The 13,932-nt window shown below is 70.7% G+C and carries 9 protein-coding genes; 3 read left to right on the forward strand and 6 right to left on the reverse strand.

The annotated features are described in order from the left end of the window. Positions 1 to 23 precede the first annotated feature (23 nt). On the reverse strand, positions 24 to 1,142 hold the full coding sequence (gene prfB, locus AB0O28_RS30155) for a peptide chain release factor 2 (RefSeq protein ID WP_363645935.1): 1,119 nt from the start codon (positions 1,140 to 1,142) through the stop codon (positions 24 to 26). An 83-nt stretch (positions 1,143 to 1,225) separates the two neighbouring features. Here prfB and AB0O28_RS30160 point away from each other — a divergent pair, with 83 nt between their 5' ends. Then, positions 1,226 to 2,296: a hypothetical protein gene (locus AB0O28_RS30160; protein WP_363645936.1), complete on the forward strand. Its 1,071-nt coding sequence runs from the start codon at positions 1,226 to 1,228 to the stop codon at positions 2,294 to 2,296. Between the two features lie 13 nt (positions 2,297 to 2,309). Here the strand turns inward: AB0O28_RS30160 and AB0O28_RS30165 are convergent, their stop codons facing one another. From AB0O28_RS30165 to AB0O28_RS30185, 5 genes are all read right to left on the reverse strand, one after another. Beyond that, entirely contained in the window at positions 2,310 to 7,268 is a 4,959-nt protein-coding gene (locus AB0O28_RS30165; protein WP_363645937.1) for an NAD-glutamate dehydrogenase, read from the reverse strand. Positions 7,269 to 7,294: 26 nt separating this feature from the next. Next, positions 7,295 to 8,116 carry a tryptophan 2,3-dioxygenase family protein gene (locus AB0O28_RS30170; RefSeq protein WP_363645938.1) on the reverse strand — a complete coding sequence of 274 codons (822 nt, stop codon included), beginning with the start codon at positions 8,114 to 8,116 and terminating at the stop codon, positions 7,295 to 7,297. 216 nt (positions 8,117 to 8,332) lie between these two features. Next, positions 8,333 to 8,719, reverse strand: a complete 387-nt coding sequence (locus AB0O28_RS30175; RefSeq protein WP_363645939.1) for a helix-turn-helix domain-containing protein — start codon at positions 8,717 to 8,719, stop codon at positions 8,333 to 8,335. After that, positions 8,716 to 9,123, reverse strand: a complete 408-nt coding sequence (locus AB0O28_RS30180; RefSeq protein ID WP_363645940.1) for a hypothetical protein — start codon at positions 9,121 to 9,123, stop codon at positions 8,716 to 8,718. The genes AB0O28_RS30175 and AB0O28_RS30180 overlap by 4 nt, the downstream gene beginning before the upstream one ends. A 244-nt stretch (positions 9,124 to 9,367) precedes the next feature. Continuing rightward, on the reverse strand, positions 9,368 to 9,913 hold the full coding sequence (locus tag AB0O28_RS30185) for a hypothetical protein (protein WP_363645941.1): 546 nt from the start codon (positions 9,911 to 9,913) through the stop codon (positions 9,368 to 9,370). A 59-nt stretch (positions 9,914 to 9,972) separates the two neighbouring features. Here AB0O28_RS30185 and AB0O28_RS30190 point away from each other — a divergent pair, with 59 nt between their 5' ends. Both AB0O28_RS30190 and AB0O28_RS30195 read left to right on the forward strand, forming a co-directional pair. Beyond that, the gene (locus AB0O28_RS30190; protein ID WP_363645942.1) at positions 9,973 to 12,312 is read left to right on the forward strand and encodes a bifunctional polysaccharide deacetylase/glycosyltransferase family 2 protein; all 2,340 of its coding nucleotides are present in this window, start codon (positions 9,973 to 9,975) and stop codon (positions 12,310 to 12,312) included. A 112-nt stretch (positions 12,313 to 12,424) separates the two neighbouring features. Further along, on the forward strand, positions 12,425 to 13,891 hold the full coding sequence (locus tag AB0O28_RS30195; protein WP_363645943.1) for an FAD-binding oxidoreductase: 1,467 nt from the start codon (positions 12,425 to 12,427) through the stop codon (positions 13,889 to 13,891). Positions 13,892 to 13,932 lie beyond the last annotated feature (41 nt).

The following is a 13,932-nucleotide window of genomic DNA, read 5'->3' on the forward strand; positions in this document are numbered from 1 at the left end:
CGGCGCTCTCCAGCCGGGGCCGCCTACTGGGCGTCGCCGGCCTCCTGGCGGCGCGTCCAGCGGATCTCGCCCTCGATGAACTCGTCGAGGTCGCCGTCCAGCACCGCGGAGGGGTTGCCCGCCTCCACGCCCGTACGCAGGTCCTTGACGATCTGGTAGGGGTGCAGCACGTAGTTGCGGATCTGCGTGCCCCATGACGTCGTCGTCTCGCCGCGCAGCTCGTTCATCGCCGCGGCCTCCTCCTGGCGCTTGCGCTCCAGCAGCTTGGCCTGGAGGACGGCCATCGCCGTCGCGCGGTTCTGCAGCTGCGACCGCTCGTTCTGGCAGGAGACCACGATCCCGGTCGGAAGGTGGGTGATCCGCACGGCCGAGTCGGTCGTGTTGACGCCCTGGCCGCCCGGGCCGGACGACCGGTAGACGTCGATCCGCAGGTCGTCCTCGTTGATGTCGATGTGGTCGGTCTGCTCGACCACGGGCACCACGTCCACGCCCGCGAACGAGGTCTGCCGACGGCCCTGGTTGTCGAACGGGCTGATCCGCACCAGGCGGTGGGTGCCGTGCTCGCCCCTGAGCGTGCCGTACGCGTAGGGGGCCTTGACCGTGAAGGTGGCCGACTTGATGCCGGCCTCCTCGGCGTAGGAGGTCTCGTAGACCTCCGCCGGGTAGCCCTTGCGCTCGGCCCACCGCAGGTACATGCGCAGCAGCATCTGGGCCCAGTCGGCCGCGTCGACGCCGCCCGCCTGCGCGTTGATGGTCACCAGGGCCTCGCGGGCGTCGTACTCGCCCGACAGGAGCGTGCGGACCTCCAGCGCGCCGACCTCGGACCTCAGCGCGGCGAGCTCCCTGTCCGCCTCGGCCAGCGCGTCCTCGTCGCCCTCCTCGGACGCCAGCTCGAACAGGACCGGCAGGTCCTCAAGGCGGCGGCTCAGGCCGTCGACCCGGTTGACCTCGGCCTGCAGGTGGGAGAGCCGGCTGGTGACGCGCTGGGCCTGCTCGGGGTCGTTCCACAGGTCCGGCGCGGCAGTCTGCTCCTCCAACTCGGCGATCTGCTTGCGCAGGGCGTCGACGTCGAGCACGTCCTGAATGCCTTTCAGCGTGCCGCTAAGCTCGTTGATCTCTTCGGCTGGATCGATGACTGCCACGTCTGTAAAGGGTACGCGAATCGGAGACCCTGTCAGGCAGCACGCCTCGGTACGATGTGGATCGATTGCAAGGGGAGGCTGGGGTGAACGGGGTCGTTCGGAACGCGCTGGCCCTTGCCCTCCTCGCCGGTACGGCCGTCGCCTGCTCGGGCGGGGAGCCCGTCCAGCCGCCGGCCAGCCCGGCGGCGGCCACCTCCGCCCTGCCGAGTCCCGCCGAGAGCCCGTCGCCGTCGCCCAGCGCGCCGCCGGTGACGCTGGAGGAGGCCTCCCGGGCGCTCGACGCGTTCCTGGACACCGACGACGTGCTCAGGCAGGCGGGGGCCGGGCGGTGGGCGCTCCTGCTCACCCAGGACGGCCAGCGGCCCATCACGATCGCGGAGATCCACTCCCGCGACGGCAGGCCCGCCCGCTACACATGGGATCGCCGTACGGTGCTCGTGCCCCGGCAGAGCGGCCGCTCGGCCGTCTGGTTCGCCGCAACGGCGCGGCGGCGCGACGCGGCCGGCGAGGTCCGCACCGCCGTGTTCACGTTCGTACGGCAGGGCCGGGACGGGCCGTGGCGCAACAGCTTCGCGTCCCTGCTCTACCCCGGCGAGAAGCCGCCCTCGGTCGCCCTCGACGCGGAGGGGTACGCCACGGCGCTGGAGTCGCGCGACGCCTCGGTGGTCATCAGCCCCAACCTGATGGGCCCGCTGCACGCCACCGTCGCCGAGGAGGGCCCCAAGGGCTACGCCTCCGGGCTGATCGCCCCAGGCCCGCAGACGACGGGCTTCTACGACGAGATCAGCGAGACCAAGGAGACGGCGAAGGCCGCCGACTGCATGAACTACGAGTCGATCTTCGCCTCGGCCCCCAACTACCCGATCTTCGCGCTGCGCACGAGCGACGGCGGCGCGATGATGCTGTACACGCTGGTCCGCACGTCCTCGTGGACCCCGAGCCCGCAGGGCCTCAAGTGCGGCGAGGGGCGTCCGGTGACGGTCCCCGCGGCGGCGCGGTGGCTGCTGAGCTCCACCAAGGACCTGTTCATCCGGCAGAAGCGGCAGATCGTCGAGACCCAGCAGTACGTGAGCGCGGTGCCGCCCAAGGCGTCCACCGCGCCCGCGCACATCGTCGGCTACGAAGGCATCGTCACCGGCGGTTCCAACCGCTGATCGGCGGGCGCCGTCACTCCTCCGCGTGGGGGAGGTTGCTGGTGGACACCAGCGTCCGCACCGCGCGCAGCGCGACCGACAGCGTCGCCAGGTCGAAGGTGTCGCTCTCCCAGATCTCCGACAGCGTCTGCCGCGACCGCGTCACGGCGGCCTGGTTGGCCTCCGTCCAGCTCGCCAGCCGCTCCTCCGGCGACAGACCCGGCCGGCTGTGGATCAGCACGTCCCTGGTCAGGGTCGCGTGGGCGGCGTACAGATCGTCCCGCAGCGCGGCCCTGGCCATCGAGTTCCACCGGCTGTCGCGCGGCAGCGCGATCACCCGCTCCCGCAGCCGGGCGAGCTGGAGCCGGTCGGCCAGGTCGAAGTAGACCTCGGCCACCTCGCTCACCGGCCGGCCCGTGTACGCCGCGATCTCCACGAGGTCGAACGTGGAGTAGGCCGGGACCATCGCCGCGACGCGCTCGGCCAGCTCACCGGGCACTCCCCTGGCCACGAAGGAGTCCCTGCGCTCCTCGTACGCCATGAGGTCGGGCCCGGTCAGCAACTTGGGCAGGTGGGGCAGCAGGCCGCCGGCGCCGTCGATGAAGTAGCGGGCCGTGGAGGCGAGGTCGAGCGGGGGGCGGCGGTTGCCGAGCAGCCAGCGGGTGCCGCGCTCGGACAGCTTGCGGCCCTCCAGCAGCATCGCGAGCTGGGTCGCGGTGTCGACCTCGTTGTCCAGCTCCTCGACCTGGCGCACGAACGACGTCAGGTCGAAGACCTCCCGCGTCACCAGGTAGGCCCGCACGATGTCGGGCGTCGAGGCGCCGGTCTCCTCGCCGAACCGGTAGACGAGGCTCGTGCCGCCGAAGTTCACCAGGTCGTTCACGATCCGGGTCGTGATGATCTCCCGCCGCAGCGGGTGGGAGTCCATGTACGCCCGGAAGCGGTCGCGCAGCGCCGAGGGGAAATACGACACCAGCCAGGACGCCAGCGACGGGTCGTCGGGGATGTCCGACTGCAGCAGCTCCGCGTCCACCACGAGCTTGGTGTAGGCGAGCAGCACCGCGAACTCGGGGTTGGTGAGCCCGAGCCCGGCCTGGCGCCGCTCCGCGAGGACCTTGTCCGACGGCAGGAACTCCAGCTCCCGGTCGACCAGCCCGGCGCGTTCCAGCTTCCGCAGGTAGCGGGAGTGGATGTGCAGCATCTCCGGCGCCTGGGCGCGGGCCGCCGCGAGCACGACGTTCTGGGCGTAGTTGTCCTCCAGCACCAGCCTGCCCACCTCGTCGGTCATGTCGAGGAAGAGCTGGTTGCGCTGCTTGTCGGTCATGTCGCCGTCGCGGACGACCTGGTCGAGCAGGATCTTGATGTTCACCTCGTGGTCGGAGGTGTCCACACCGGCCGAGTTGTCGATGAAGTCGGTGTTGATCAGCCCGCCGTTCAGCGCGAACTCGATCCTCGCCCGCTGGGTGAAGCCGAGGTTGCCGCCCTCGCCCACGACCTTGCAGCGCAGGTCGGCCGCGTTGATCCGCAGCGCGTCGTTGGCCTTGTCGCCCACATCGGCGTGGGTCTCCGACGACGCCTTGACGTACGTGCCGATGCCGCCGTTCCACAGCAGGTCGACGGGGGCCCGCAGGATCGCGCTGATCAGGTCGTTGGGGGCGAGCGCGGTGACGCCGTGCGGCAGGCCGAGCGCGGCGCGCGTCTGCGGCGAGACGGGGATGGACTTGGCGGTGCGCGGCCACACGCCGCCGCCGGCCGAGATGAGCGACCGGTCGTAGTCGTCCCAGGAGCTTCTGGGCAGCTCGAACAGCCGCCGCCGCTCGGCGAAGCTCCGCGCGGCGTCGGGGTCGGGGTCGACGAACACGTGCCGATGGTCGAAGGCCGCCACGAGCCGGATGTGCTCCGACAGGAGCATGCCGTTGCCGAACACGTCACCGGACATGTCGCCCACGCCGGCCACGGTGAAGTCGGTGGTCTGCACGTTCACGCCGAGCGTGCGGAAGTGGTACTTCACCGATTCCCAGGCGCCCCTGGCGGTGATGCCCATGGCCTTGTGGTCGTAGCCCACCGACCCGCCGGAGGCGAAGGCGTCGCCGAGCCAGTAGCCGTACTCCTTGGCCACCGCGTTGGCGATGTCGGAGAACGTCGCGGTGCCCTTGTCGGCGGCCACCACGAGGTAGGTGTCGTCGCCGTCGTGCCGCACGACGTCGGACGGCGGCACGACCTGCCCCGCGACCAGGTTGTCGGTCAGGTCGAGCAGGCCGGAGATGAACTGGCGGTAGCAGGTGACGCCCTCGGCCATCATCTCGTCGCGCCCGCCCGCGGGGGGCTGTTTGACGACGAAGCCGCCCTTCGAGCCGGTCGGCACGATGACCGTGTTCTTCACCATCTGCGCCTTGACCAGGCCGAGGATCTCCGTGCGGAAGTCCTCCATGCGGTCCGACCAGCGCAGGCCGCCTCGGGCGACCTTGCCGAAACGCAGGTGCACGCCCTCGACGCGGGGCGAGTACACGAAGATCTCGTACTTCGGCTTGGGCCGCGGCAGCACGCTGATCGCCTGCGGGTCGACCTTCAGGGAGATGTACGGCTTGCGCCTGCCGGTGACGAACTGGCTGCCCGCGGCCCCGGCGTCGCGCCCGCCCACCGTGTCCTTTCCTGAGCGGGCGGCCTGGAAGACGTTAGTGCGCAGCGTCGCCTGGATCATCTCCAGGTAGGCCCGCAGGATGCGGTCCTCGTCGAGCGAGGCGACCTCGTCAAGCGAGGCGAGGATCTCCTCGGTCAGCGCGTCGCAGACCTCCGGCCTGCCGTCGTCGGGCCGCCGCGGGTCGAGCCTGGCCTCGAACAGCCGCACCAGCAGCCGGGCCAGCCGCACGTTGCCCCGCAGCACCTTCTCGATGTACGACTGGCTGAACGTGGTGCCGGCCTGCCGCAGATACTTGGCGTACGCCCGGAGGATCTCGGCCTGCTCCCACGTGAGCCCGCCGGCCAGCACGAGCGCGTTGAAGCCGTCGTTTTCCACCTCGCCGCGCCACAGCACGCCGAACGCGTCCTGGAACAGTCGCTTGAACTCGTCGCGGTGCACCTCCTCCGACGGGGTGTACCGCAGGCCGAAGTCGTAGATCCAGGCGTCCCGGGTGTCGGGGTTGTGGTCGCGGTCGATCTCGTACGGCCGCTCGTCCACCACCTCGACGCCCATCCGCGTGAGCAGCGGGAGCACCCGGGACAGCGAGATCGGCGCGCCCAGCCGGTAGAGCTTGAACCGCCGCTCCCCCTCGGCCGCGCCGTACGGCTCGTAGAGGTTCATGCCGATGGCGTTCGGGTCCTCGCCGAGCGCCTCCAGCCGCTTGAGGTCGGCGACGGCCGTACGCGCGGGGAAGTCGGCCTTGTAGCCCTCGGGGAAGGCGACGCCGTAGCGGCGTAGCAGCCGGGGGGCGTCCTCCTCCGGGCACAGCTCGCCGATCGCGGCGGCGAGGTCGTCCTCCCACGTGCGGGTGGTGGCGGCCAGCCGCGCCTCCAGCTCCTCGACGTCGACCGGCGTCTCGCCGATCGGTGTGCCCCGCTCGCCGCGGATCACGACGTACAGCCGGGCCAGCGCCGACTCACCGATCATCGTGCTGTAGTCGAGCGAGGTGCCGCCGAGCGCCTTCATCAGGATCCGCTGCATGTGCAGGCGGACCTTGGTGGTGTAGCGGTCGCGCGGCAGGAAGATCAGGCAGGAGATGTAGCGGCCGTAGTCGTCGCGGCGCAGGAACAGCTTGACCTGCTTGCGCTCGCGCAGCCGCAGCACACCGAGGGCGATCGGCAGCAGCTCGTCCACGGAGATCTGGAAGAGCTCGGTGCGCGGGTAGGTCTCCAGGATCTCCATCAGATCCTTGCCGTCGTGGCTGTCGGGCGACAGCCCGGCCCGCTCCAGCATCGCGGCCAGCTTGCGCCGCAGGACCGGGATGCGGGAGATCGACTCGTTGTACGCCACGTGGGTGAACAGCCCGAGGAACCGCCGCTCGCCGATCACCTCGCCCTCGGGCGAGAACACCTTGATCCCGACGTAGTCGAGATAGTGGGGCTTGTAGACGGTGGCACGGCTGTTGGCCTTGGTGACGATCAGCAGCTGTTTCTCCCGCGCCTTCGCGCGGACCTTCGGCGGCAGGGCCGCGAAGCTGGCCGATCCGGCCTTGTCGGCCCGCAGGATGCCGAGCCCGGTGCCGGGCAGGCCGCGTAGCACGGCGCCGCCGTCGGTGTCCTCCAGCCGGTACTCGCGATAGCCGAGGAACGTGAAGTGGCCGTCGGCCAGCCAGCGCAGCAGCTCCATGCCGTCCTCGACCTGCGCGGGGTCGAGCGGCGGCGGGTTGACCGCCAGGTCCTCGGCGGTCTGCACGGCCAGCGCCCGCATCTTGGCGAAGTCCTCGACCGCGCAGCGCACGTCGAGCAGCACCCGCTGGAGGTCGTTTTCCAGCTCCTTGAGCACGGCGGGGTCGGCCTGCCGGTCGATCTCGATGTGCATCCACGACTCGCGGATGACCTGCCCGGTCACGTTCTCCTGGTCGGGGCCGAGCAGCTCGCCGGTCATGTCCCGGCACACCCGCATCTGCGGGTGGACGATCAGATGGGTGCCGATCTCGTGCCGGTCCAGCTCGGTCGTCACCGAGTCGACCAGGAACGGCATGTCGTCGGTGACGATCTGGACCACCGTGCGGCCCGGGTCCCAGCCGCACTCCTCAAGGGTGGGGGTGTAGGCGCGGACCAGTGCGCGTCCCTGCGGCCGGTGCTGGGCGAGGTGGCGGTGGGCCATCGCGGGACCGTACACGTCCACCGGGTCGCGGTGGGCCAGGTCCTCCGGCGGGACGTTGCGGTAGTACCGCCTCAGGAAGGCCAGGGGGTCCTCGCCCTCCACCTGCAGCGCTCCCGGCGCGTGCGCGCACCTCTCGGCGGCGGTGCGGAGAAGCTCATCCAAAGCTTCATCCGATTCCTGCCGATCTAGCGCCATTTCGAGCGGCATGTCGCTACTCACTCCCTTGTGAGGATTCAAAGCCAGGCCCGGAGTTCCCAGAGCAGGGGAAAGAAGTGCAAGCGCGTCCTCCCCCTCAAGTACGGTGCCCCGGACGAGCCTCCCGTACCGGATTTCGTGCCGATCTGGCGCTCCACCATCTGCACGTGTCTCATCCGCCAGAGGGCGGTCGTCTCGTCGTGCGTGAGGAGATCTTCGGCCAGGTCCCACAGATCGTCGTACGATCCCCGGTCCCGGGCCACGGCAAGCAGGGATTCCATGAGCTGCTCGTCGGAGACCGGCAGGCCGCGCCGGGAGAGAGCGGTGAGGTAAGCATCCCACAGCGTGGGTTCCTCCAGCCGCCGCCGCAGCCGGGCGAGTTCCGCGTCGCTCGCGTCCCGCAGCCGGGCGAGGTACGCCGGGTCCTTGACGCCCGAGAGGAACTCGAGCTCACGGAACTGCACCGACTGGAAACCGCTCGCGGGGGCGAGGACCGACCGGAACTCCAGGAAGTCCTGCGGCGTCATGGTCTCCAGCACCTGGACCTGGTCGACCAGGACCTTCTCCACCGCGTGGACCCGGCGGAACAGGTGCCTCGCGCGCCAGAGCGCGCCCTCGATCATCGCGTCCCTGATCCGCTCCAGCTCGTGCAGGAGGAGCTTGAACCACAGCTCGTAGACCTGGTGGACGGTGATGAACAGCAGCTCGTCGCTGGCTCCGGACCGCTGCTCCTGCTGGGCGAGCAGCTCCGGCAGGCGCAGATAGCCGCCGTAGGACAGACGCCCGCCCTCCTCGCCGAAGCTGCGGGGCGGGGGCAGGACGTCCCCGGACCCGGCCCGGCCGTACGGCGTCGCAGGCATGCGCCACTCCTCCACGATGGGCGCGTCCCTTCCGATCCCCATTGATCGAAAGCCCGGCACCACCGCACCCGATACCACCCCATAACGGCACAAACGTCAACTTCATTCGTGCCCACTAACCAGGGGTCGGTCGCGGCCCATTGAGCGGCCCATTCAAGTGCCCCATTTAACCAGCCCCACCCCCGTCGAGGGGGCTCATGCGGGCGCCTCCCGCCCTCAGGCCGACCGCTGCTCAGGCTGAGTGTGCGGGTGCCGGAGCTGGCTCAAGTCCAGCTCTACCCGCCGCCCCCGCACGGTGACCACGATGCTGGCGCTCTCCGCACCTGTCGCCATTAGATAGTCGAACAGCGTGGACAGCAACATGTCGCCACGATTCTCGAGCCTGGACACCACACCCTGTCCCACACCCAGCTTCTTGGCCACCTCCACCTGCGTCATCTGGCCGGCCTTACGGATCATCGCAAGGTTCATGGCATAGGTGCGGTCCATCTCTTCGGCGGCCCGGTGCGTCTCCGCGACGCCGGCGGCGATGTCCGGGTCGGAGAGGATTCGGTCCAGGTGGTCATTGCCGCGTACGAACGCCTCCGGCTGAGACTCGGTCATGGCTTCTCCTCGTAGGACGTCTCCCGTATCCACTGGTCGATCAGGGGATCGGCGCGGGCGGCGACGCTGTTGTAGAACAGATCTCCCAAACGAGCCTTACCTGCAGCGAACAGCGCGACGACCACCTTTCCGCTACCGGGCGGAAACCAGCAAATCAACCGTACGGCCACCTCCGGGTGATAAGCGTGAGAGACCCGCCAGAGCAGGTAGCGGCGGGACTGCCGCACCCAGCGAAGAGTGGCGGTTTCCGACTCGGCAGCCGGCGGCTCGGTGAGCCGACGCAACTGATCCAGCGCTCGCGCCGCGAAGATCAGAATCAGCTTCGACCGCGGATCCCCACCCCGAGCCTTCTCCTCGAGCCGATCCAGCCAGGATCCGAAGTCAGCCGGCCAATCGATGTCCACACTGCCATTATGGCACAGGAGCCATATGTATCACAGGGCATAATAAGGCCCTGTCGTCGAGATCCCCTTCACCAAGGGATGCCCCCGGAAAGCATCGAGCCACCAAACACCTCGGGTCAGGTCAGTGCGGGACAGCATCGCGCGCAGCGCGGCGGATGAGGAAAGTCCGGACTTCCGGATTACAAAACGGTTCGAACTTATCGAAGTTGCTTTCGATTCGCGTACGATCATGCGTCGTGGATGATCATCGCCCGGGGCGTACGGCCGTCTTCGTGGACCAGAGCGGGCGCCGGGCCAAGATCTTGACAGCCGCCGCGGTCGGCGGGGCCATCGTTGTCCTCGCGCTGACGCTCACGCTGGTGAGCGGGGCGCTGGCCGGACCCGAGCTGCCCCCGATGGGGTGGCTCGACGCGCAGGGGCGGCAGAGCGTGGAACGCTCTCCTGCCGGCTCACCCGCTCCGTCCCGCGGGTCCGAGCGCCGGCGTGTTCTCCGGGCGAGCGGCACGCCGCGCGCGACGGCGACTCGGGTGACGCGGGCGACCTCCACTCGCGGTCTGCCGAACAGGGCGCCCTCCCCCTCTCCTTCCGTCAGGACGAGCGCGACGCCTTCGGCGGGCCCGGAGCCGGACGTGCGGATCTCCTCCTCCGGCCGGTCCACGTCCGCGCCGTCTCCGGCGGCGACAAGCCCGGAAAGTCCGAAGAGCCCTGCGAACCCGGGGAGCCCTGGCAGCCCGGCGACCACCGCGCCCGCCGGAGAGGCGACGCGGACCCCCGCGCCGGAGCCCAGCACCGTGCAGACGCTTCCGCAACAGCCCGGGCAGACGCCCGCGGCTCCTCAATGAGGCGTCGATGAGGCCCCGGCGCAGGGTCGTCGCGCACAGACCTGCCGAACGCAGAACCCCCGAACGCAGAACCGCCGAACGCAGAACCGCCGAACGCAGAACCGCCGAGCGCAGAACCCCCGAACGGAAGCCGGCCGAGCGCAGGGTCACCGAGCGCGGGCTCGCCGAGCCGCGCGGACACTGGTTCCTCGTCGCGATCGCCGCGCTGCTCATGACCGGAGCCCTGCTGCTCAACGCGTACGCGCACAACGTCGTCGGGGAGACTCAGCCACCCCCGGGGGACTTCGGCGACTCGGTGGAGCTGGAACGGATCCGCTCCGGCGGCCCTCTGGTCAACGTCTCGGGATCCCGGCCGCTCAGCGCGCGGCCGGGGTCCCGCAGGGTGGCGCTCACCTTCGACGACGGCCCCGATCCGCGCTGGACTCCCCGGCTGCTCGACCTGCTCCGCGAGCACCACGCGAAGGCGACCTTCTTCGTGCTGGGAGCCCACGTCGCCGAGCATCCCGGGCTCACCCGCCGCCTGGTCGCCGAAGGGCACGAGATCGGCGACCACACCTACACCCACGCCGACCTCGCCGCCGTACCGGCCTGGCGGGCTCGGCTGGAGATGTCCCTGACGCAGAAGACGCTGGCCGCGGCGGCCGGGATCCACACCCGCCTCGCCCGCATGCCGTACTCCTCAACGCCGGGAGCGGCGGGGTTCGGGCAGCTCGCCACGATGCGGCTGCTCGGCGACGAGGGATACCTCGTGACGTTCACCGACGTGGACACCCAGGACTGGAGCCGTCCGCCCGTGGACGAGATGGTCCTCGCGTCCCTCGCACGCACGGCCGGGGGGGAGGGCGCAGTGATCATGTTCCACGACGCGGGGGGCGACCGCACCCGGACGCTGGCCGCCGTCGACCGGCTGCTCACCCGGCTGGAGAAGAAGGGGTACGCCGCGACCACGCTCACCGACGCCGTCGGACTCCCCACCGCGCACACTCCCGCCGCCGCCGGCGAGCGCGTCCTCGGCACGGTCCTGGGGTTCGCCCAGCGCGCCTCCTTCGCCTTCGTCCGGGTGCTCGGCTGGTTCCTCGCCGCGGCCGGTGTGCTCACCCTGCTCCGGCTGGTCCTCTTCGTCGCGCTGGCGTGGGCGCACGCCCGCAGGGCACGCCGGAGACCCGCGACCGCCGGCGTTCCCGGCTGGGCGGCCCCGCCACCGGTCTCGGTGATCGTTCCCGCCTACAACGAGGCGGCGGGCATCGAGGCGACGGTGCGGTCCCTGGTCGGGACCGACTACCCCGGTACGGTCGAGGTGGTCGTCGTGGACGACGGCTCGACCGACGAGACGGGACCGATCGCCGCCTCGCTCGAGCTGCCCGGGGTCCGGGTGGTCCGGCAGCCGAACGCGGGTAAACCCGCCGCGCTCACCACCGGGATCGCCCACGCCGCCCACGACGTCCTCGTCATGGTGGACGGCGACACCGTCTTCGAACCTTCGACCATCGGCCACCTCGTACGGCCGCTCGCCGACCGGACGGTCGGCGCGGTCAGCGGCAACACCAAGGTCGGTAACCGGCGCGGGCTGATCGGGCGCTGGCAGCACGTCGAGTACGTCGTCGGGTTCAACCTGGACCGCCGCGCGTTCGACCTGCTCGGCTGCATGGCGACGGTGCCGGGGGCGATCGGCGCGTTCCGCCGCGAGGCGGTGGCCTCGGCCGGCGGCGTCAGCGCGGACACCCTCGCCGAGGACACCGATCTCACGATGGCGATCTGCCGCAGGGGCTGGCGGGTGGTCTACGAGGAGCGGGCCCGCGCGTGGACCGAGGCGCCCGCCTCGCTCGGACAGCTGTGGCGGCAGCGGTACCGGTGGTGCTACGGCACGCTGCAGGCGATCTGGAAGCATCGCGGCGCGGTCCTGGAGCGCCGCCCGTTCGGCCGGAGGTGCCTCGGATATCTCACGCTGTTCCAGGTGATCCTGCCGCTGCTGGCCCCCGTCGTCGACGTCATGGCCCTCTACGGGCTGCTCGTCGGCGACCCCCTTCCCGTGGTAGCGGTGTGGGCCGGCTTCGTCGCGGTGCAGGCGCTCACCGGGTGGTACGCGTTGCGCCTGGACGCCGAACGGGCCTCGGCGCTGTGGGTGCTGCCGCTGCAGCAGCTCGTCTACCGGCAGCTGATGTATCTGGTCGTCATCCAGTCCGTGGCCACCGCGGTCCTGGGGGCGCGGCTGCGCTGGCACAGCGTCCGCAGGGAGGGCACGTTCGCTCCGGCGCTCCCCTCCGCCGCGTCCGCCGTTCCCGCCCCGGGTCGCGGACGCGGGCCGGGCAGGGGCGCGAACACCCGGAGGAGACGGAGCCGTCCTTGACGGCGGCGAACATGCCGGGAGGCTCCTGCACCGGAAGTGATGGCACTGTAACCAACCAGACCGGATCAATGTGCGTCTCAACGAGGTAGATCACCACCTCGGGAGTACGACCATGATCGACAGACGGAGTTTCCTTCGCGTTTCGGCGCTGGCCGGTGCCGCCGTCGTTTCCGGCCCGGTGTCCGCGGCTTTCGCGGCCGGTCCCCGTCCCGCCGACTGGTCCGCGCTCGGCCGGGGGCTGGACGGAAAGCTGATCCGGCCCGGCGACGCGTCGTACGACAACGCGCGCCGGGTCTTCAACTCGGCCTTCGACTCCGCACGACCGGCCGGGGTGGCCTACTGCACGACGACCGCGGACGTGTCGGAGTGCCTGGCGTTCGCCCGCCGGTACGGCGTGCCGGTGACCTCCCGGTCGGGCGGCCACAGCTACGCGGGCTGGTCCACGGGCAGCGGTCTCGTCATCGACGTGTCGCCGATGAGCGGCGTGTCCTACTCGGGCGGCCACGCCACGGTCGGCGCCGGCGCCCGCCTCGTCGACGTGTACGCCAAGCTGGCCGCGCACGGCGTCAGCATCCCGGCGGGCTCCTGCCCGTCGGTCGGCGTCGCCGGGCTCACGCTGGGCGGCGGCATCGGCGTGGTGTCGCGGCAGTACGGCCTGACCTGCGACGTGCTGGAATCGCTGAAGGTCGTCACGGCGGACGGGAAGACGCTGACCTGCTCGCCGAGCTCGCACCCGGACCTCTACTGGGCCTCCCGCGGAGGCGGCGGCGGCAACTTCGGCGTGGCGACGTCGTTCACGTTCCGCACCCATCGGACGCGGTCGGTGACCCTGTTCTTCCTGCACTGGCCCTGGTCGAAGGCGGCGGCCGTGCTGAAGGCCTGGCAGGCGTGGGCGCCCTCCGCGCCCGACGCGCTGTGGTCCAACTGCCACCTCAACCACGACCCGGGCTTGAACGTGATGGTCGGCGGACTGTACATCGGCGGCAAGACGGCGTGCGAGAACCTGCTGCAGAAGCTCGTCGACCGTGTCGGCTCCGGCCCTTCGACCCGCTATGTCGCGGTCTCCGCGTACGACCACGCGATGATGGTCGAGGCGGGCTGCGCGTCGATGTCGGTGGCGCAGTGCCACCGGCCCGGCACGCTCCCCGGCCAGAACGCGAGCGGAAAACTCGTCCGCGACTCGTTCTCGGCCAAGTCGCACTTCGCCTACACCCCGCTGACGTCCGCCGGGATCAAGGCGCTGCTCGCCCAGGTCGCCGCCCCGGGCCGGCACTCGGTGCTGCTCGACGCGCTCGGCGGCGCCGTCGCCAGGGTCCGCCCCGACGCCACCGCCTTCCCGCACCGTAAGGCGTTGTTCAGCGTGCAGTACTACGCCCACTTCTCCGCTGCCGCCGCCTGGACCCGCGCCGCCCACGCCGCCATGCGGCCGCACTTCGGCGACCACGCGTACGTGAACTACGTCGACCCGGACCTCAAGAACTGGCGGCAGCAGTACTACGGTGCCAACGCCGCACGGCTGGCCCAGGTCAAGGCGGCGTACGACCCCGGCAGGCTGTTCCGCCTCCCCCAGGGCGTCTGAGGCCGCGGGCGCTCACGGGATCGCGGGTCCGCCGGGCTGAC

It is taken from the genome of Microbispora sp. NPDC088329, assembly GCF_040685655.1.
Taxonomy (GTDB): Bacteria; Actinomycetota; Actinomycetes; order Streptosporangiales; family Streptosporangiaceae; genus Microbispora.